Source organism: Streptomyces pseudovenezuelae, from assembly GCF_029892565.1.
In the GTDB taxonomy this organism is placed as follows: Bacteria; Actinomycetota; Actinomycetes; order Streptomycetales; family Streptomycetaceae; genus Streptomyces; species Streptomyces pseudovenezuelae_A.
On record NZ_JARXVH010000010.1, the window covers coordinates 140,645 to 161,044 of the forward strand.

12 protein-coding genes are annotated in these 20,400 nt (G+C 69.3%); 4 read left to right on the plus strand and 8 right to left on the minus strand.

Going from position 1 to position 20,400, the window contains the following annotated elements; translation table 11 throughout:
- Nucleotides 1–311: 311 nt before the first annotated feature.
- Both M2283_RS30070 and M2283_RS30075 read left to right on the plus strand, forming a co-directional pair.
- The gene (locus M2283_RS30070) at nt 312–4,115 is read left to right on the plus strand and encodes a GH92 family glycosyl hydrolase (protein ID WP_280879748.1); all 3,804 of its coding nucleotides are present in this window, start codon (nt 312–314) and stop codon (nt 4,113–4,115) included.
- Nucleotides 4,116–4,135: 20 nt separating this feature from the next.
- Entirely contained in the window at nt 4,136–6,112 is a 1,977-nt protein-coding gene (locus tag M2283_RS30075) for an alpha-glucuronidase (RefSeq protein ID WP_280879571.1), read from the plus strand.
- A 26-nt stretch (nt 6,113–6,138) separates the two neighbouring features.
- Here the strand turns inward: M2283_RS30075 and M2283_RS30080 are convergent, their stop codons facing one another.
- Complete coding sequence (locus tag M2283_RS30080) at nt 6,139–7,038, minus strand: RNA polymerase sigma-70 factor (RefSeq protein WP_280879572.1); 900 nt, start codon at nt 7,036–7,038, stop codon at nt 6,139–6,141.
- A 196-nt stretch (nt 7,039–7,234) separates the two neighbouring features.
- Here M2283_RS30080 and M2283_RS30085 point away from each other — a divergent pair, with 196 nt between their 5' ends.
- Nucleotides 7,235–7,717: a carboxymuconolactone decarboxylase family protein gene (locus tag M2283_RS30085; protein WP_280879573.1), complete on the plus strand. Its 483-nt coding sequence runs from the start codon at nt 7,235–7,237 to the stop codon at nt 7,715–7,717.
- On the opposite strand, the gene M2283_RS30090 is transcribed toward M2283_RS30085, so the two are convergent.
- The 6 genes from M2283_RS30090 to M2283_RS30115 are packed head-to-tail and all read right to left on the minus strand — an operon-like array spanning nt 7,684 to nt 15,553.
- Nucleotides 7,684–9,717, minus strand: coding sequence for a beta-galactosidase (locus M2283_RS30090; protein ID WP_280879574.1), 2,034 nt, complete (start codon nt 9,715–9,717; stop codon nt 7,684–7,686). The genes M2283_RS30085 and M2283_RS30090 overlap by 34 nt on opposite strands.
- Nucleotides 9,714–10,490: a hypothetical protein gene (locus M2283_RS30095; protein ID WP_280879575.1), complete on the minus strand. Its 777-nt coding sequence runs from the start codon at nt 10,488–10,490 to the stop codon at nt 9,714–9,716. Before M2283_RS30095 ends, M2283_RS30090 begins: the two co-directional genes overlap by 4 nt.
- A complete protein-coding gene (locus M2283_RS30100) occupies nt 10,487–11,995 on the minus strand; it encodes a GH39 family glycosyl hydrolase (RefSeq protein WP_280879576.1) in 1,509 nt (502 codons plus the stop codon). The genes M2283_RS30095 and M2283_RS30100 overlap by 4 nt, the downstream gene beginning before the upstream one ends.
- Nucleotides 11,992–13,647, minus strand: coding sequence for an extracellular solute-binding protein (locus M2283_RS30105; protein ID WP_280879577.1), 1,656 nt, complete (start codon nt 13,645–13,647; stop codon nt 11,992–11,994). The genes M2283_RS30100 and M2283_RS30105 overlap by 4 nt, the downstream gene beginning before the upstream one ends.
- Before the next feature lie 53 nt (nt 13,648–13,700).
- Entirely contained in the window at nt 13,701–14,573 is an 873-nt protein-coding gene (locus M2283_RS30110; RefSeq protein ID WP_280879578.1) for a carbohydrate ABC transporter permease, read from the minus strand.
- Nucleotides 14,567–15,553 (minus strand): ABC transporter permease, encoded by a 987-nt coding sequence (locus M2283_RS30115; protein WP_280879579.1) that lies wholly within the window; start codon nt 15,551–15,553, stop codon nt 14,567–14,569. The genes M2283_RS30110 and M2283_RS30115 overlap by 7 nt, the downstream gene beginning before the upstream one ends.
- Before the next feature lie 247 nt (nt 15,554–15,800).
- Between M2283_RS30115 and M2283_RS30120 the strand changes: the two genes are divergently transcribed.
- Nucleotides 15,801–16,805 carry an acetylxylan esterase gene (locus tag M2283_RS30120; RefSeq protein ID WP_280879580.1) on the plus strand — a complete coding sequence of 335 codons (1,005 nt, stop codon included), beginning with the start codon at nt 15,801–15,803 and terminating at the stop codon, nt 16,803–16,805.
- Here M2283_RS30120 and M2283_RS30125 read toward each other — a convergent pair.
- Complete coding sequence (locus tag M2283_RS30125; RefSeq protein WP_280879581.1) at nt 16,786–20,052, minus strand: GH92 family glycosyl hydrolase; 3,267 nt, start codon at nt 20,050–20,052, stop codon at nt 16,786–16,788. The two genes, M2283_RS30120 and M2283_RS30125, sit on opposite strands and share 20 nt — an antisense overlap.
- Nucleotides 20,053–20,400 lie beyond the last annotated feature (348 nt).

The following is a 20,400-nucleotide window of genomic DNA, read 5'->3' on the forward strand; positions in this document are numbered from 1 at the left end:
AGGGTCGTGCAGGAGTAACGAATCATGCCGTGCGGATCATGATGAACGCATCGGGTGAATCGCCGACAGGTATAGTCCACTTCCCGCCAACGGAGCAAGATCGAATGCAAGGTTGGCCGTTGGTCTTATCCGAGTTGAGACCTCGCGGAAATATGAGCCCCCCGTGGGCGCCTTGCCGGAAAAATCCGCGACATAGGCCCCGAATGCCACACTCAACACCCTTGACATCGCTGGTCACTTGGCCCACTACTGGGTTCTGCGCCTGGAAGGTGACAACGTTGTCCGATCGCGCAGGGAGGGTGCCGGAGATGGTGCGGTACAGAACGAGACACAGATGGGGAACAGCGGTCGTGCTGACGGCCGCTTTTGCATTGGCGGTGGGATCTCAGGGGGCGGCGACAGCGCTCACCGCGAAGCCCCCGGCCGCCGACCGGGAGTTCTCGTCCTCCTTCGAGGCGGGTGATCCGGCGCCGGACTGGCTGAACACGGTCGACACCGCGCCCGACGGATCCAAGCGGGCCTCGGGCGTCGACGGCGGCTACAGCACCGGCATCCCGGGCAACGTGTCCGACCACGTCACGGACGTGCGGGCCAGTTCGGAGAACACGAACGGCGGCGAGGTGAAGGAGAACCTCGTCGACGGCGAGGCCGGCACCAAGTGGCTGACCTTCGCGCCCACCGGCTGGGTCGAGTTCGACCTCGACAAGCCGGCCAAGATCGTGACGTACGCGCTTACTTCGGCCAACGACTTCGACGAGCGCGACCCGAAGGACTGGACCCTGCAGGGCTCCACCGACGGCAAGGACTGGAAGACCGTCGACACCCGCACCGGTGAGACGTTCTCCGAGCGCTTCCAGACCAAGTCGTACGACCTCGCCGAGCCGGCCGAGTACCAGCACTTCCGGCTGGACATCACCAAGAACAACGGCGCCTCGGACATCCTGCAACTGGCCGACGTGCAGTTCTCCACCGGCGGCAGCGGCGGCCCGGTGCCGCAGGACATGCTGACGCTGGTCGACCGCGGCCCGGCCGGCTCGCCGACCGCGAAGGCGGGCGCCGGCTTCACCGGCAAGCGCGCGCTGCGGTACGCGGGGCGCCACACCGCCGACGGGCAGGCGTACTCGTACAACAAGATCTTCGATGTGAACGTGTCCGTGCGGCGTGACACCGAGCTGTCGTACCGGATCTTCCCGTCGATGGCGGACGGTGACCTCGACTACGACGCCACGAACGTCTCCGTCGACCTGGCCTTCACCGACGGCACCTACCTCAGCGACCTGGGCGCGACCGATCAGCACGGCTTCGGTCTGACGCCGAAGGCGCAGGGGGCCGCGAAGATCCTCTACGTCAACCAGTGGAACAACGTGGTCTCGGGGATCGGGTCGGTCGCGTCCGGCAAGACCGTCGACCGCATCCTGGTGGCGTACGACTCCGCGAAGGGCCCGGCGAAGTTCCGCGGCTGGCTGGACGACCTCACGATCGACAAGGCGGCGCCGGCGAAGCCGAAGGCCCATCTGTCGGACTACGCCCTCACCACCCGTGGCACCAACTCCAGCGGCGGCTTCTCGCGCGGCAACAACTTCCCCGCGACCGCCGTGCCGCACGGCTTCAACTTCTGGACGCCGGTGACCAACGCGTCGTCGCTGAGCTGGCTGTACGACTACGCACGCGCCAACAACGACGACAACCTGCCGACGATCCAGGCGTTCAGCGCTAGCCATGAACCGAGCCCCTGGATGGGCGACCGGCAGACCTTCCAGGTGATGCCCTCGGCGGCCTCCGGAACTCCGGACACCGGCCGTGAGGCACGGGAGTTGGCCTTCAAGCACGAGAACGAGACCGCGCGGCCGTACTACTACGGCGTGACGTTCGAGAACGGTCTCAAGACCGAGATGACGCCGACCGACCACGCGGCGACGATGCGCTTCACCTTCCCCGGTGACGACGCGAGCGTGCTCTTCGACAACGTCACCGACCAGGCCGGGCTCACGCTCGACCCGGCGACCGGCACCTTCACCGGCTACTCGGACGTCAAGTCGGGGCTGTCGACCGGCGCGACCCGGCTGTTCGTCTACGGCACCTTCGACAAGCCCGTGAAGGACGGTTCGTCCACCGGGGTCAAGGGGTACATGAAGTTCGACGCCGGCGCCGACCGCACGGTGACGCTGCGCATCGCCACCTCGCTGATCAGCATCGACCAGGCCAAGGACAACCTGCGCCAGGAGATCCCGGACGGCACGTCCTTCGACTCGGTCAAGAAGAAGGCCCAGCGCACCTGGGACAGGATCTTCGACAAGGTCGAGGTGGAGGGTGCCACGCAGGACCAGCTGACCACGCTGTACTCCAGCATGTACCGGCTGTACCTGTACCCCAACTCCGGCTTCGAGAAGGTCGGTTCGAAGTACCAGTACGCGTCCCCGTTCTCGCCGATGCCGGGGCCCGACACCCCGACGCACACCGGCGCGAAGATCGTGGACGGCAAGGTGTACGTCAACAACGGCTTCTGGGACACCTATCGGACCACCTGGCCGGCGTACTCCTTCCTGACGCCCTCTCAGGCGGGCGAGATGGTCGACGGGTTCGTGCAGCAGTACAAGGACGGCGGCTGGACCTCGCGCTGGTCCTCCCCCGGCTACGCGGACCTGATGACCGGCACCTCCTCGGACGTGGCCTTCGCGGACGCGTACGTCAAGGGCGTCCACTTCGACGCCAAGTCGGCCTATGACGCGGCCGTGAAGAACGCGACCGTCGTGCCGCCGTCGTCCGGTGTGGGCCGCAAGGGCATGGCGACCTCGCCGTTCCTCGGCTACACCAGCACCGACACCGGCGAGGGCTTCTCCTGGGCGATGGAGGGCTACGTCAACGACTACGGCATCGCGCAGATGGGCAAGGCCCTCTACAAGAAGACCGGCGAGAAGCGCTACAAGGAGGAGTCGGAGTACTTCCTCAACCGCGCCCAGGACTACGTGAACCTCTACGACTCCCAGGCCGGCTTCTTCCAGGGCAAGGACGCCAAGGGCAACTGGCGCGTCGACTCCGCCAAGTACGACCCCAAGGTGTGGGGTTACGACTACACGGAGACCGACGGCTGGGGCTACGCCTTCACCGCGCCGCAGGACAGCCGGGGGCTCGCCAACCTGTACGGCGGCCGCGGCGCCCTCGGGGACAAGCTCGACGAGTACTTCTCGACCCCCGAGACGGCCTCGCCCGAGAACGTCGGTTCCTACGGCGGTGTCATCCACGAGATGACGGAGGCGCGCGACGTGCGCCTGGGCCAGTACGGGCACTCCAACCAGGTCGCCCACCATGTCATCTACATGTACGACGCGGCCGGCGAGCCCTACAAGGCGCAGAAGAACGTCCGCGAGGTGCTCTCCCGCCTCTACACCGGCAGCGAGATCGGGCAGGGCTATCACGGCGACGAGGACAACGGCGAGCAGTCGGCCTGGTACCTCTTCTCCGCGCTCGGCTTCTACCCGCTGGTGATGGGCAGCGGCGAATACGCCATCGGCTCCCCGCTGTTCAAGAAGGTCACGGTGCATCTGGAGAACGGCGAGGACCTCGTCGTCAAGGCACCGAAGAACAGCGACAAGAACATCTACGTGCAGGGCCTGAAGGTCAACGGCCGCAACTGGACGTCGACTTCGCTCCCGCACTCGCTGCTGGAGGAGGGCGGGGTGCTCAACTTCGACATGGGGTCGAAGCCGTCCTCGTGGGGCACCGGCAAGAACGCGGCGCCCGTGTCGATCACCCAGGACGACAAGGCGCCGACGCCGCGTGCGGACGTGCTGAAGGGTGACGGGGCGCTGTTCGACAACACCTCGGCGACGAGCGCGACGGTGACGTCGGTCGATCTGCCGGTCACCGACAGCACGAAGGGCCTCCAGTACACGCTGACCTCGTCCGCCGACCACACCAAGGCACCGACCGGCTGGACGCTCCAGGGCTCCGACGACGGGACCACGTGGAAGACGCTCGACAAGCGGTCCGGCCAGTCCTTCACCTGGGACCGGCAGACCCGGGCGTTCAGCGTGGGCTCGCCGGGTACGTACGGGAAGTACCGCCTGGTGTTCGACGCCGAGGCGGTGGTCTCGGAGGTCGAACTGCTCTCGTGAGCCGCTGAGTTGGGGGTCGCATGCCGCTTCCCGTGCCCGTACCGCCCGAGGGTGTGGACCCGGCCTGGCTGCCGGAGCAGGCGTTCCGGCCGCTCGGCACCCGGCGGGTCCTGATCCGTGGATCGGGTCCGCTGGTGGACACGGTGCACGGGGAGGTGGCGGCGGCCTGTGAACGGTTCGGGGGACGCGTCGATCGTGACGCGTCCCCCGAACCGTTCGACCTGTCACTGGAGTTGACCGGCACGGACGCCGCCGAGGCGTTCACGTTCGAGCGCGGCGCCGGCCGTACGACCGTCACCGCGTCCGGCCCGTCCGGGCTGCTGTACGGCCTCTTCCACGTCGTACGGCTCGGCGAGGCCGCCTTCCGCGGCGAACACCGACGCGAGCGCCACAGCCCGGCGTTGACGCTGCGGATGCTGGACCACTGGGACAACGTGGCCGTGCACCCGGTCATGGGGCAGGTGGAGCGGGGCTATGCGGGCGGCTCGCTGTTCTGGGCCGACGGGCGGGCCCGGGGCGACCTGGAGCGCGTGCGGGCCTACGGGAGGCTGCTGGCGGCCTGCGGGATCAACGCCGTGGCCGTGAACAACGTCAACGTGCACGCGACCGAGGCGCACCTGCTGACCGACCGGATCGGTGAAGTGGCGGACATCGCGGGCGCGTTGCGGCCGTACGGCATCCGCACGCACCTGTCGGTCACCTTCGCTGCGCCGATGGTGCTCGGGGGCCTTGCGACCGCCGACCCGCTCGACGAGGGCGTGCGGGAGTGGTGGGCCGGGGCGACGGCGCAGGTGTACGAGGCGATACCCGACTTCGGCGGGTACGTGGTGAAGGCCGACTCGGAGGGGCAGCCGGGGCCGTTCGCGTACGGGCGCAGTCACGCGGACGGCGCGAACATGCTGGCCGCCGCGCTCGCCCCGCACGGCGGCACCGTGCACTGGCGGGCCTTCGTCTACGACCACCGCCAGGACTGGCGGGACCGGACCACGGACCGGGCACGGGCCGCGTACGACCATTTCGTGCCGCTGGACGGGGAGTTCGCCCCGAACGCGGTGCTCCAGGTGAAGCACGGACCGATGGACTTCCAGGTACGGGAGCCGGTCTCGCCGCTGATCGGCGCGATGCCGCACACCCGGCTCGCGGTGGAGCTGCAGGCCACCCAGGAGTACACCGGGCAGCAGCGACACGTGTGCTGGCTCGGGCCGATGTGGAGCGAGGTGCTGCGGCTGCGGCCCGAAGAGGGCGCGTCCGTCGGGGAGTTGGCGCGCGGCGGCCTGGTGGCCGTGTCCAACGTCGGCGACGACCCGTTCTGGACCGGCCATCCGCTCGCCCAGGCCAACCTCTACACCTTCGGCGGACTCGCCTGGAGCCCGCAGGCGGACCCGGGGCAACTCCTGGACGAGTGGGTCGGGTTGACGTACCCAGGGGCCTCCACGGGGCTGTGGGAGGCGTTACGGAAGGTACTGAGCGGGTCCTGGCGGACGTACGAGAAGTACACCGCGCCGCTCGGGGTGGGCTTCATGGTGCAGCCGGGGCACCACTACGGGCCGAGCGTGGACGGATACGAGTACAGCCCGTGGGGGACATACCACTTCGCCGACCGGGACGGCGTCGGCGTCGACCGGAGCGCGGCGACCGGCACGGGGTACGCGGGGCAGTACACCAAGGCGTGGGCCGAGGTGTACGAGTCGCCGGAGACCTGCCCGGACGAACTGCTGCTGTTCTTCCACCATGTGCCGTACGGGCACGAGTTGAAGAGCGGGAAGACCGTGATCCAGCACATCTACGACACGCACTTCGAGGGCGTGGCGGAGGTGGAGGCGGCTATGGAGGTGTGGAACTCGCTTGCCGGGCTGGTGGATCCGGCGCGCCATGCGCGGGTGGCGGAGCGGTATGCGGAGCAGCTCCGGAGCGCCCGCGAATGGCGCGATCAGATCAACAGCTACTTCTTCCGGAAGTCGGGGGTGCCGGACGCGGCGGGGCGGGTCATCCACTGATCCCTTGGTTCCGTTGCCCCCTCGACTCAACGGCTCAGGGTCGTCTCCTGGTCCATGTGCGACAGCTTCTCGGGGTTGCGCACGGCGTAGAGGCCGGTGACGAGGCCGTCGTCGATGCGCACCGCCAGTACGGTGTCGACCTCGCCGTCGAACCGGAAGACCAGCGCCGGGAAGCCGTTGACCTGCGCCAGGCCCAGCTGCGCGTCGGTGACCCGGCCCAGCCCGGTGGCCAGCAGCCGGCCCACCTTGTCGGCGCCCACGACGGGCTTCAGGACGGCCTGCTTGACCCCGCCGCCGTCGCCGAGGAAGACGACGTCCGGGGCGAGGATGTCGAGCAGGCTCTGCAAGTCACCGGTGTTGGCGGCCCGTTGGAACGCGTCGAGCGCGTGCCGGGTCTCGATCGCGGAGACGGCCCCGCGCGGCCGGCGCGAAGCGACGTGCGCCCGCGCCCGGTGCGCGATCTGGCGGACCGCGGCCGGGGTCTTGTCGACGGCCCCGGCGATCTCGTCGTAGTCGAGGTCGAACACCTCGCGCAGCACGAACACCGCCCGCTCGGTGGGCGCGAGGGTCTCAAGCACCAGCAGCATCGCCATCGAGACGCTGTCGGCCAGCTCGACGTCCTCGGCCACGTCCGGGGCGGTCAGCAGCGGCGCGGGCAGCCAGGAGCCGACGTAGGACTCCTTGCGGCGGGCGAGCGTGCGCAGCCGGCTCAGCGCCTGGCGGGTGGTGATCCGGACCAGGTAGGCGCGCTGGTCACGCACCGTGTCCAGGTCGACACCTGACCACCGCATCCAGGTCTCCTGGAGGACGTCCTCGGCGTCGGCGGCCGAGCCGAGCATCTCGTAGGCGACGGTGAACAGCAGGTTGCGGTGGGCGACGAACGCCTCGGTGGCCGTGTCCTGCGTGGGCTCGCTGTTCTCGCTCATCACCGGCTGCTCCTGCCTGCTCGTTCTCGACGATGTCACGCGCACAAGACGCCGGCCACCGCACTCCTGTGACACCCCGAAGCGGTGGCGTACGTCACACGGCCGCCCTGTCACACGGAGCGGGGCGCCGGCATCTCTTGTGCATCCGACGCAGCGCAGCACAGCGCATCGCGACGCCACGAGTGAGGACGAGATCATGGAAGCCCGATTCAACCTGTTCGAGAACGAGATCTCCGCCAAGTTCGCCAAGCGGTTCGCCAACAGCAGCCTGGTGATCGAGCAGTCGCCGCTGCCCAAGTCCACCCAGGAGCTGGTGTCGCTGCGCGCGAGCCAGATCAACGGGTGCGGCTGGTGCGTCGACTACCACACCAAGGAGATGGCGGCGGCCGGTGAGACCTCGGTCCGGCTGATGCTGGTGGCCGCGTGGCGCGAGTCCACCGTGTTCACCGAGGCCGAGCAGGCCGCGCTGGCCTTCGCCGAGGAGGGCACCAGGATGGCGGACGCTCAGTTGGGTGTGTCCGACGAGACCTGGGACCTGGTGCGCAAGCACTACGACGACGACCAACTCGCCGCGCTGGTCTGCCTGGTGGCCCTGATCAACGCGGCCAACCGGCTCGCCGTGATCGTGCACCAGAAGGGCGGCTCCTACGAGGTCGGCATGTTCGCCGCCTCGAACTGAAGGAGCAGGATCACCACGCCGAGCGGGTCGAGGAGCAGCGGTTCCCCCTCCTCGACCCGCTTGCCGGTCAGCAGGTCGGTCGCGGGGGTGTGCGCGGTCAACCGCGCAGGTTCCGGGGCGTGGTTGAGCAGGAAGAGGAGACGGGTGCCGTCGGGGGCGACCCGGGTCGACGTCTCCACGGCGGGGTGGTCCGCGTACGGGCCGAGCAGCCCGTGCCGGTCGAGGACCCGGCGTACGACCGCGTCGACGCCCGGCTGGTCCAGCGCGGTGGCCACGTACCAGCCCTCGCCCGCGCCGAAGCGGTGCCGGGTGACCGCCGGGGTGCCCGCGTAGAAGTCGGCGCCGTACGTGCCGACCGGCTCGGCGTCGCACGGCAGCACGATCTCGAAGACGAGCCGGGCCTCGCAGCTCAACTCCCCCAGCCGCACGGGCTGTACGACGTCCGGCGGACGGGCGTCCCACTCGTCGACCCGGATGCCCATGAGGGGTGCGAGCGGTCCGGGGACGTCGGTGAGGAACGCGCGGTCGTGCTCGTCGACCCGGCCGGACAGGAACGTCGTCAGGACGGTGCCGCCGCGCGACGCGACGGTTTCGAGACGGGTGGCGAGGTCGCCCTTGACCATGTGCAGGACGGGCGCGAGCACCACGTCGTACGGGGTGAGGTCGGCGGTGTGCGGGACGACGTCGACGTCGGCGCCGGCCTCGCGGGCGGCCCGGTAGTAGGCGTGGACGACCTCGACGTAACGGACGTGCCGGGAAGGGCCGTCGGAGATCTCCAGGGCCCACCAGCTGTCCCAGTCGAAGAGAAGGGCGGTACGCGCGGGTGTCCGGGCGCCCAGGGTCGCACCGCCGAGCAGCTCCAACTCCCTTCCGGTCTCAGCCACTTCACGGAAGACGCGGGTGTCGTCGCGGCCCGCGTGGCCGATGACCGCCCCGTGGTACTTCTCGCAGGCTCCACGGGAGGCGCGCATCTGGAAGTAGAGGGCCGCGTCGGCGCCGTGGGCGATGGACTGGAAGGTGGCGAGGCGGAGTTCGCCGGGGCGGCGCAGCGGGTTGACGTCACGGCAGGCCGTCGTCGACGGGGTCTGTTCCATCAGCCAGAAAGGGGCGCCGTCCTTGAGCCCCCGCATCAGGTCGTGGGCGAGGGCGGCCCGGGTCGGCGGGGCGTCCAGGGGCGGGTAGTTGTCCCAGGAGGCGAGGTCGAGGTGGGGTGCCCAGCGGTGGTAGTCGAGCGGGCGGTACAGGCCCATGAAGTTGGTGGTGACGGGCCTGTCCGGGTCGTGCCGACGGATCGCCTCCTTCTCGGCGAGGAAGCAGCCGAGCAGGGCGTCGGTGGTGAAGCGGAGGTAGTCCAGGGTGATGCCCTGGAAGGCGGTGTGGTCGGTGCCGCGCCAGTGCTCGGTGAGTGCGCTCGGCGGCTCGATCTGGTCCCAGTCGGTGTAGCGGTGCGACCAGAAGGTGGTCCACCAGGCGTCGTTGAGGGCGTCGAGAGTGCCGTGCCGGTCGCGCAGCCAGTCCCGGAAGGCGTCGGCGCACAGGTCGCAGTAACAGGCGCCGCCGTACTCGTTGTTGAGGTGCCAGGCGATCAACGTCGGGTGCTCGGCGTACCGTTCGGCCAGCCGTCCCGCCAACGCGGTGGCCGCCGTCCGGTACGCCGGTGAGCTGGGGCAGAAGTTGTGCCGCTGGCCGTAGCGGTGGCGGCGCCCCTCGAAGTCGGTGCGGTTGACCTCGGGGTGGCGTTTGGCGAGCCAGGGCGGGAGGGCGGCCGTGCCGGTGGCCAGGCAGACCTGGCGGCCCTCGGCGGCGGCGCGGTCGAGGATGCGGTCGAGGACGGTGAAGTCGTAGGTGTCCTCGGCGGGTTGGGTGAGGGACCAGGCGAAGACGCCGACGGTGAGGGTGTCGATCCCGGCCCGGCCGAACAGTCGATGATCCTCGTCCCACACCTCCTCGGGCCACTGCTCCGGGTTGTAGTCACCGCCGTACCGGATCTTGTCCGTCATGCCGTGAAGTCCTCCTCGGTCTCGACGATCACCGAACGGCTGCTGTGCAGCAGGGACATGAGCAGCGGGGCGGCCAGCAGCGCGGGCAACGCCTCGGTCAGCAGGGCGGTACCGGTGGCGGCCAGGACGAGCAACGAGGCTGCGGCGAGGGTGGCGCGGGCGTGCCGGACGAGGAAGTACGCGGCGAGGCGGGCGGTGTCACGGGCACGGAACGTGAAGAGCGAGGTGAGGACGAGGGCGTGGGCGCCCCAGAGGAGGGACGCGATCCCGACGGCCGCGAGCAGCACGGCCCACCAGCCGGGCAGGCCGGTGGCGGCGAAGTGGGTGAGCGTGAAGCCGATGACCGTGAGCCAGGCGAGCAGCGGTGTCCAAAGCTTCAGGGCGGGGAGGGCGTTGAGCCGCCAGCCGCGTGCGTACGCGCGGGCCGGGTGGAGGTCGGTGAGGTCGCGGGTGCGGTGGTGCAGGGCGTAGAGGGCGGCGGAGAGGGCCGGGCCGAGGGGGAGCAGGCAGCCGGCGGCAAGGGGGAGGTTGGCGGGGTCGGGGCCGAGGAGCAGCAGGCCCGCGAGGCCTGGGGAGGAGGAGGCGAGGAGGAGGGCCTCGATGGTGAGGAGGGTGTGGATCAGGGCGGCGGCTCGGGAGAGGGGGCCTGTGCCGAAGGAGGGCGATGCGGTGGAGGCCCTGCGGGGCGGCCCGGCGTGGGCGGCGGGCGTCGACTCCGGCCGACTACCCGCTTCCCAGGTAGCGCCGCCAACTGCCGTACGCGCGCCGCTCATTGCGGCTCCCTCCCCAGCAACCGCCCCTCGTCCCACCACTCCGGCGCCTCCTCCTCGACAGGGCTGAGCTCGACGAGGGTCACCTCGTGGCGGGCGAGCGTGAGGGCGAGATCCACTCGTCCGTCCTCGACCGGAAGCCGCTCGTGACGTCGTCCCGGCTCCGACGCCTCGTGGAGTACGTCGAGTTGGTGCCGCCGGGGCGAGCGCGGGCTGCCCATCCGTTGCCACGCGGTGCGCGCGTTGCCGTGCTCTTCGTCCACCGTGGAGCGGAGCGCGAACGCCTCCCCCGCGCCGATCGGGACGGACAGCCGCAGGGTGTGCCGCTCGGGGCCGGGGGTCTCGCCGGTCGGGTCGACCGGAGCCCAGGCGAGGACGGTGACCCGACCATCGGCGTGCCGGGTCACCAGGTGGTCCTCGCCCCGGGTCAGCAACTCCTCGCCCATGCGGGCCAGGAACGCGTACAGGTGGTACGTCGGCTTCTTGACCTGGCGGTGGGTGAGGAGGCCGAAGCCGCCGTGGAAGAGCGCGGTCGGGACGCCGGCCTCCTCGAACATGTCACTGAACGTCCAGTACGAGAAGGAGTCGGCGTGGTCGGCGCCGGCGGCCAGCACCGGAGCGAGGTAGGCGGCGTGGAAGGCGGTGTCGTGGATCGGGTTGTCGGGGCGGTAGGAGGAGTTGAACTCGGTGATGTGGACGGGGAGTTCGGCGAGCCGCGTGCCCTTCAGCCGGTCGCGGGGCGTGGCGAACTGGGCCAGCAGGTCGGACACCGGGGCGAGGGTCTGGTGGACGCCGAACGGGACGTGCTGGGCGGGACCGGAGCTGTACGCGTGCTTGGACACGAAGTCGACCGGCACGTCCCGGTGTTCGGCGAACTCGGCGAAGCGGTCGAGCCACTCGTCGGCGCCGGGTGAGATCGCCGGGCCGCCGACCTGGAGTCCCGCGTCCACCTCCTTCACGGTGTGCGCGGTGACCTCGTAGAGCCGGTGGTACGCCGACTCGTCCGCGTCCTGCCAGAAGTCGGGGAGATTGGGTTCGTTCCAGACCTCGATGGGCCAGGTCCGCACCTCGTCGAGGCCGTAGCGGTCGACGAGGTGGGTGAGGGTGACCCGCACGAGGGCGGCCCACTCCTGGTGCGAGCGGGGTGGGGTGACGTTGCCGCGCCACCAGAACACGGTCTGCTCCCCCGACGCCAACTCACCCGGCATGAAGCCGAGTTCGAGGAACGGGCGGATGCCCAGCTCCAGGTAGGCGTCGATCACCTGGTCGACGTAGGAGAAGGAGTGCCGGACCCGGCGCTCGCCCTGCCACTCGTAGGGCCGGTACACGCCCATGCCGTCGCTGAGCAGGCCGTGGCCCCGGATGTGCCGGAAGCCGATGTCCTGTTGGAGGAGCCGCAGGGAGTCCTGGTAGTCGCGGCGCAGGGCGAGTTCGACGCGGCCCGTGCCGACACAGCGCCGCCAGGCGTCGGAGAAGCGGCCGGCCGGTTCGGCGGGGACGCGGATCACCCGTTCTCCTTCCTGAAGCGCTCGTAGGCCTTGTTGTGGAGGTCGACGAAGCGGTCCATGTTCTTCGCCTTCAACTCGGCGACGTAGGAGTCCCATTCGGACAGCGGGCGTTTGCCGAGGACGAACTTGAGGGTGTTCTGGACGGTGTGGTCCTTGAGCGGGGTGTCCCACAGCGAGGCCTGCTCCTGCTCCACGGACTCCAGCGGGTGGGCCGGGTCGATGGGGAGTTCCTTGCGCTGGGCCATGGCCGTCTGGAACTTCCGCTCGTCGGGGCCGAACGAGGAGGAGACCAGGGACCAGCTGCCGCCGTAGGTGAAGACGCCGTTGAAGAAGCCGTAGTCCTTCTGCAGGTCCTTCTTGGCGTCCGGGTCGGAGCCCATCAGGGAAATGCCGGGCTCCAGCGTGTACTTGCCGCCGGACTCGGTGTAAGTGACGCCCTTGACGCCCCACTTGCAGAGCTTCTGACCCTCGTCCGAGTACCAGAGCCAGTCGACGAACTGCATCATCGCGACGAAGCTGTCGCTCTTGAGAGCCTTGGCGGCGATCATGACGCCGTTCTCCATCCGGGTGCCGCTCAGCACCACCGGACCCGCGGGACCGAGGGGTACCGGGATCATCTCGATCTTCGCGCCCTCGACCTGCTTCTCCAGGTTGTAGCGGTAGTTCTGCACCAGCTCCTGCGGGTTGGCGCTCATCGCGTAGCAGTCCTCGGCCAGCAGCTTCTGCACGGCCGCGTCGTCGGTCTGGCTGAAGCTCTCGGGGTCCATGAGCTTCTCGGCGACCAGGGTGCGCAGGTACTCGATCATCTGCCGGTACCCGTCGGTGGCGCCGGTGAAGACGAACTTCTTCGCCTGCGTGTCGAAGCTGATGTTGTCGTAGGACCAGCCGGCCCTGACCCCGTAAGCCTGGCCGAGATAGCCGAAGAGGGCGCCGCAGGGGAACGGGGTGTTGGTGCTCCAGCGGTCGGAGAACGGGTACTTGTCGGGGTACTCCTGCTTCAGCGCGGTGAGGACGTCGTGCACCTCGTCCCAGGTCGACGGCAGGCTCAGCCCGAGCCGGTCCAGGACGTCGGTGCGGAAGGACAGCGAGTAGCCGGACTTGACCTTCTCGTGCAGGCCGGGCAGCAGGTAGTACTTGCCGTCGGACTGGCGGATGGAGTCGAGTTCGGGCTCGAAGCGCCATCTCTTCACCTTGTCCCGGAAGTTGGGCATCAGGTGCACGTACTCGCTGACCGGGAGGATCGCGCCCGAGGACACGAACGCGACCTCGGAGGGGTGGTACGTCTTCGGGATCAGGAACGGGGCGTCGCCCGCGCCGATCAGGACGCTGCGCTTCTTCTCGTAGTCCGCCAGCGGGACGTCGATCGGCTTCAGGGTGATCCCGGTGCGCCTGGTCACCTCCTTCCAGAACAGCCAGCTGCTCTTGAGCGGGTAGACCGGGTTGTCGTTGTGCAGCATCGAGAAGGACAGCGCACCGGCGGCCTTGAACTGCTGGCCGACGCGGTACTCCTTCATCGCGCCGTTCTGCTTCTTGGAGAGGTCCTTGCCGTCCCCGCCGTCCCCGTCACCGCCGCAACCGGTCAGCGTGGCGAGGCCGACGAAGCCCGCGGCGGCGAGGATCTGACGCCGTGACAGCTGTCCTTCGTTCTTCACGGATACTCCCTTGTTCCGTAAGAGACCTGGGCCGTACGTGAGGTGAGGGACCGTCAGCCCTTGACCGCGCCGAGCGTCACGCCCGAGACGAAGTAGCGCTGGACGAACGGGTACACGCAGATGATCGGCAGGGCGGTGAGGACGATGGTGACCGCCTGGATGTTCGCGCCGACCTGGCTCAACTGGTCGTTCGCGGCACCGGCGTTGCCGCCGCCGGTGGCGCCCGCGATGAGGTTGCGCAGATAGACGGTGACCGGCATCAGATCGGTCCGGTCCAGGTAGAGGAAGGCCCCGAACCAGGAGTTCCAGAAGGACACCGAGTAGAAGAGCACCATCGTCGCCACGACCGCCTTGGACAGCGGCAGCACGATCCGCAGCAGGATGCCGTAGGTGTTCAGGCCGTCGATCTGGGCGGCCTCCTCCAGTTCGGCCGGCAGGCTCTCGAAGAAGGCCTTCATCACCAGCAGGTTGAAGACGCTGATGGCGTTCGGCAGGGCCAGCGCCCAGACGCCGTTCTTCAGGCCGAGGGTGGTGATCAGGATGTAGTTGGGGATCAGCCCGCCGGTGAAGAACATGGTGAACACGGCGATGCCGACCAGCACGCCTCGCCCCTTGAGGTTCTTCTTCGACAGGACGTAGGCGTAACAGGTCGTCAGAACCATCGCCAGGACCGTCGAGACGACCGTGTAGAACACGGTGTTGCCGTAGTTGCGCCAGAACATCCCGTCGTGGAACACGATGTTGTACGTGGTGAGGTTGAACCCCTTGGGCCACAGGGTCACTTCACCGGCCCTGATCTGGCGTTCCCCACTGAACGATCGGGCGATGATGTTGACGAACGGGTACAGGGTCAGGAGCACGACGAGGGTGAGGATCACGCCGTTGACGCCCTGGAAGACCCGGTGGGAGCGGCTCGGCCTCACCACAGGCTCGTCCCGACCGTGCGGCGCGAGAGCTGGTTCGCGGTCGTGATCAGCACCAGGCCGATGACCGCCTCGAACAGCCCGATGGCGGCGGCGAGGCTGAAGATGTTGGACTCCACACCGGTCCGGTAGACATACGTGGAGATCACGTCGGCGGTCGGGTAGGTCAGCGGGTTGTAGAGCAGCAGGACCTTCTCGAAGCCGACCGCCATGAAGGTGCCGATGTTGAGGATCAGCAGCGTGACCATGGTGGGGCGGATGCCGGGCAGCGTGACGTGCCAGATCTGCCGCCAGCGGTTCGCACCGTCGATGCGCGCGGCCTCGTAGAGATCCTCGTCGATCGTGGTGAGGGCGGCGAGGTAGAGGATCGTGCCCCAGCCGGCGGTCTGCCAGATCTCGGAGCCGACGTAGATCGTGCGGAACCAGCCGGGTTCCTGGATGAAGCGGATCGGGTCGTGCCCGAACCAGCCCAGGACGTGGTTGACCGGGCCGTCCCCGGCCAGCATCTGCATGGTCATGGCGGCGACGATGACCATCGACAGGAAGTGCGGGAGGTACGAGACCGACTGCACGAAGCGTTTCAGGGGGCGCCGGCGCACCTCGTTGAGCAGCAGCGCCAGCACGACCGGGATCGGGAAGCAGAAGACGAGCGTGAGCCCGCCGAGCCACAGCGTGTTGCGGAAGACCTGCCAGAAGGTGGGGTCGGTGAGGAACATCCGCACATAGCGCAGGCCCGCCCACTGCTCGCCGAACATCGAACCGCCGGGCTCGAAGCGGCGGAAGGCGATCACGTTGCCGATCATCGGCAGATAGCGGAAGACCAGGAAGAACAGCAGCGGCAGCACGGCCAGCGAGTACAGCTGCCAGTCGCGGCGCAGCGCCCGCCACCAGCCACGGCGTGCGGTCGGGCGCACCCGACGGGGCGGGGGCCGAGGCGGGTCCTGAGTGCCGGGTGGGGAGGCCGACTTGACGGAGGTGCTCATGCTCGGTCCTCTCAGACGGAGGCACGGAACCGAAACTTTCGAGCTTCTACCGGTAACTGCGCGGCAACTTAAAGGCACTAAGAAAGCGCTGTCAATGGGTGTCACAGCGGTCTTTAGCGGTCTGCTGGTACAGGAGCGGTCACCGGCACCGGAGTTGGAAGCCGCGGCGGGCGGGGTAGAACACGGGAGCCCGGCACTGCGATCTCCGCAAGTTTCCTTCTCTAGCCCGACTCCTGCGAGGTGCCCCGTGCCCGCGTTCGACTTACCCCTGAGCGAGTTGGAGCGCCATCGTCCGGTTCCCGCGGAGCCCACCGACTTCGACGCCTTCTGGCAGGACACCCTGAAGGAGGCCGGACAGTGGGATCCCGTGATCTCCGTGACGCCGGCGGAAAACGGCCTGCGGTTGACCGAGTCGTGGGACGTGACGTTCCGGGGCTTCGCCGGGGATCCGGTACGGGCCTGGTTCAGCCGGCCGGCGGGCGGCTCACGGGCCCTGCCGGCGGTCGTCGAGTACGCCGGTTACGGTCGCGGCCGGGGCTTCCCCCACGAGCGGCTGACCTGGGTGAACGCCGGGTACGCGCACCTGCTCATGGACAACCGGGGCCAGGGCGACCAGTACGGCTGCGGCGGCGGCACACCCGACCCGCACGCCGCGGCGCTCGGTGGGCCAGGCCCTGCCGTGCGCGGCCTGCTCGACCCGCGCGACGCCCACTACCGCCGGCTCATCACGGACGCGGTCCGCGCGGTCGCCGCGGTACGCACACTGCCCGGCGTGGACGGCACCCGCACAGCGGTCGTCGGCAACAGCCAGGGCGGTGGACTCGCCCTGGCCGTCGCGGGGTTGGTCCCGGATCTGGCAGCGGTGCTGGTCACCGCGCCGCTGCTGTGCGGCATCCGGCGCGCGCTGGACCTCACGGACGGCGGTCCCTACGGGGAGATCGCGGCCTTTCTCGCCGTGCGCCGGGGCGCCGAGACGGCCGTCTACCGCACCCTCGCCTATCTGGAGGGCATCTCCTTCGCCCGACGGGCCCGCGCCCCGGCCCACTTCGGGGTCGGCCTGCGGGACACCGTGTGCCCGCCGAGCGGGGCGTACGCCGCCTTCAACCGGTATGCCGAGTTGACCGGCGGCGCCGCCCGCAAGGAACTGCACTGCTATCCGTACAACGGCCACGAGGGCGGCGACGCGGTGCACGTACGCCGCCAACTCGCCTGGTTGGCCGAGGTGTTGGAGGTCAGCCGGTCGCGAGCGTGAACACGTGCAGGTCCGTGTTCTGCGGCAGCTTCACGCTCGCGATCGTCTTGCCGTCCGGTGCGGTGAACGACTTGGTGGCGAAGACGTACGTCGCCACCGGGTCCTTGTCCGCGCCCGCCACGTTCCGGTAGAGGGCCTTGGCGACGACCACGTTGCCGTACTGAACGGTGCCGCCGCCTCCGCCGACGGTCCAGTCGGTGAAGGACAGGTCGATCGTGCCGGTACTGCCGTCGGTGTAGGTGACCGTGGCGCTGGCCTGCTGGTTGCCGTTGACCGCGCTGCCGATGAAGGACAACTTGGCGGCGGGCTGGTCGAGTCGGACGGTCTGTCCGGTCGCGTAGGCGTTGTCGGGACGGGCGGCGGGCGAGTTCGGCCAGGTGAAGGTCAGTCCGTCGACCGTGCCCTGCCCGCCCGCGGTGAGACCGGCGGCGGCGAGGGCCTGGCGCGAGTAACTCCAGCCGCCGCCGTCGTAGTCGGCCTCGTCGTGGTCGCCCTCGTCGTCCGAGACGCCGGTGTTGTTGTACGCGGCGAGCAGGGTGCCGGGGGCGGCCACCGTGAGGGCGACCGGTTGGACGTAGGAGTCGTCGCCGGAGGTCACCGTGACCTTCGCCTCGTAGAAGCCCTGCTTGACGTCCTTCGCCGCGGACAGGGTGATCTTCTGCGAGCCGTCGGTCACCGTGCCCTCGGCCGGGGACGCCGAGATCCCGTCGGGGGTCTCGACCTTGAAGCGCACCTCGGGTCCGGCGCCGCCGCTCACGGCCAGCGCGCGGATGTCCACCTCGGCGCTCTCGCCGGGTGCGATCGTCGCCGTGGTCGGACCGACGCCGATCTGGTACGGCTGCTCGCCCTCACGGAAGGACGGCGGGGCCTGGGAGGTGCCCCAGTCCTTGTCGGCGGTGCCGGAGAGGGTGTAGTCGAGCCGTCCGCCGTCGCGCACGAAGGACGCCGGGAGCCAAGAGCGGTCGCTGGACCGGCCGTTGACCTTCAGCGACTGGATGTACGGGGCGTCGGCGGCGGCGCCGTTCGCGCGGATCGAGATGTCGTTGCCCTGCGGCCGGTCGATCTCGATGCGCGGGAACAGCGGTGAGGCGAGGACGAGTTCGGCGCGCGAGGGCACCTGCGGGTACATGCCGAGCGCGGAGAAGACGTACCAGGACGACATGGCGCCGAGGTCGTCGTTGCCGGGGATGCCGTTGGTCTTCGTGGACCACAGCTGGGTCATCGCGGCGCGGACGGTCTCCTGTGTCTTGTAGGGCGCGCCCGCGTAGTCGTACAGGTAGGGCACGTTGATCGACGGCTCGTTGTCCAGCTCGGACTTGTCGCCGCCGCTGCCGGTGAACGCCCAGCTGCCGTCGTCCTCGTGGAAGAAGGTGTCGAGGCGCTTGAGGGCCGCGTCCTTGCCGCCCATGGCCGCGAACAGCCCGGCCGGGTTGTGCTGGACCATCCACGTGTACTGGGCCGCCGTGCCCTCGACGAAGCCGTTGCCGGTGGCCGGGGTGAAGCCGGTGACCCAACTGCCGTCGGCCTTGCGGTTGGCGATGTAGCCGCCCGTCGGGTCGGCCGCGATGTTGAAGTTGTTCTGCCACCACTGGGAGCGCTTGGCGAAGGTGGCCGCCGTGTCCTTCTTCCCTGCCGCGGCGGCGAGTTGGGAGAGGGAGAAGTCGGCGGTGGACATCTCCAGCGTCTCGGCGGCGCCGCCCCAGGCGTTGGAGACCGAGGGCATGTAGTGCAGGTCCAAGTACTTGTCGAGGGAGGGCCGTTGGCCCACCGACAGGACCGGCTTGCCCGACGAGGACAGGTCCTGTGCGGTCGGCACGGTCGCCGCCTTGACGAGCGAGTTCAGCGCGCCGCGCAGGTCGAAGTCCGTGCCGCCGAAGGCCCGGATCCCGGCCAGGGCGGTCGGCGAGGGGTCGCCGTTCATGACGTGCGTGCCGCTCGCGCCGTGCAGCCAGCGGTCCCAGATCCCGCCGTTCTGCTGGGCGAGTTCGTACAGCGACTGCGCGATGTCCGAGCCGGTGCGCGGACTGAGCAGGGTGAGCAGTTGCACCTGGTCGCGGTAGACGTCCCAGCCGGAGAAGGTGCCGTACTGGGCGTCGTGGCCCCGGGAGACCTTGTGCACCTCGCCGTCGCTGCCGCGGTATCTGCGGTCGGCGTCGCTGATCACGTTCGGGTGGATGAGGGCGTGGTAGAGCGCGGTGTAGAAGGTGGTGCGCTCGTCGTCGGTGCCGCCGCCGACCCGGATCGCGTCGAGGCGGTCCCGCCAGGCGCGGTGGGCGGCCTTCTTCACCGCGTCGAAGGAGCGGCGGGGCGGGTTCTCGGCGGCCAGGTTGGCGGTGGCGCCGGCCTGACTGACATAGGAGATGCCGACCTTGGCGTTGACCGGCCCGTCGCCCGGCTCGAACTCGACGTAGCCGCCGGCGCCCTTGCCCGCGACCGGCCGACCGCCGCCCGAGAAGCCGCCGGTGCCGCCGCTCGCCGAGGTCGAACCCGGCGTCAGCTTGTCGTCCTGCCAGGTGCCGGTCGTCTTGAAGTCGCGGTCGAACTTTGCCGTGAAGTAGACGGTGTAGTAGGCCCGTTGACCCTCGGGGTCCAGGTACCCGCAGAAGTCGCCGGAGGTGACCGAGCCGGAGACCGTGCGCGTCGCCTGGTCGATGGTGACCGTCGAATCGGTCGAGCCCACCTCGGAGTTGGCGGTACGGATCAGCAGCGAGGCCGCCTTGTCGGCGGGGTAGGTGAACTGCGCCGAGCCCGTCCGGGCCGTCGCCGTCAGATCGGCCGTGACCCCGGAGGCGAGGCCGACCTTGTAGTGGCCGGGCTCGGCGGTCTCGTCGGCGTGGCTGAAGTCGGAGGCGTAGACGGCGTCCTTGGTGTCGCTCGCCGGGGAGGACGTGACCTCACCGGCGTACGGGAAGAACGGGATGTCGCCACTGCCGCCCGCGCAGCCGGTGCCGGACATGTGGGTGAGGCTGAAGCCGCGGATGCGGGTGGCGTCGTACTGGTAACCGCCCGGCGCGGCGGTACTGGTGGCGTTGCCTCTGGTGTTCTCCGGGCTCCAGGAGAGCATGCCGAAGGGCACCACGGCGCCGGGGAAGACGTTGCCGCCGTTCGTGGTGCCGATGAGGGGATCGACGTACGCGGTCGGGTCGTCGACGAGCTGGGGCGGCGCGGCGGTAGCCGCGAGGGCGGGGGTGGCGCCGCCGATCGCCAGAGCGGCGGCCAGCAGCAGGGACGTAGGACGGAAACGCATGACGCGGCCCCTCCTCCTTCGGACGGGTCGCGCACCACAGGTCGCACAAGCCGCAGGGACAGTAACGTGCGCCACCCGTACCACGGAAGAGCGCGTACGGACGGGATGGCCCACGGAGGAACCACCCGTACGGGCCACTTCCGCGCACTTCGGCAACTGGCTTGACATCGTTGTCGGTTGGAGGAGTAAAGTCATGTGCAGACCACTCGACAACGTTGTCGCACTTGCAGCGTCGCCACAAGCCGCGCCACTCTCTCCGCCCTCCCCTCAGTGCCCGGTCAGGTCGGGCACAGGGGGCTCTCACCCCGCCCGGTACCGCTCCCCCATTGGCACCGGTCGGCTCGCGGA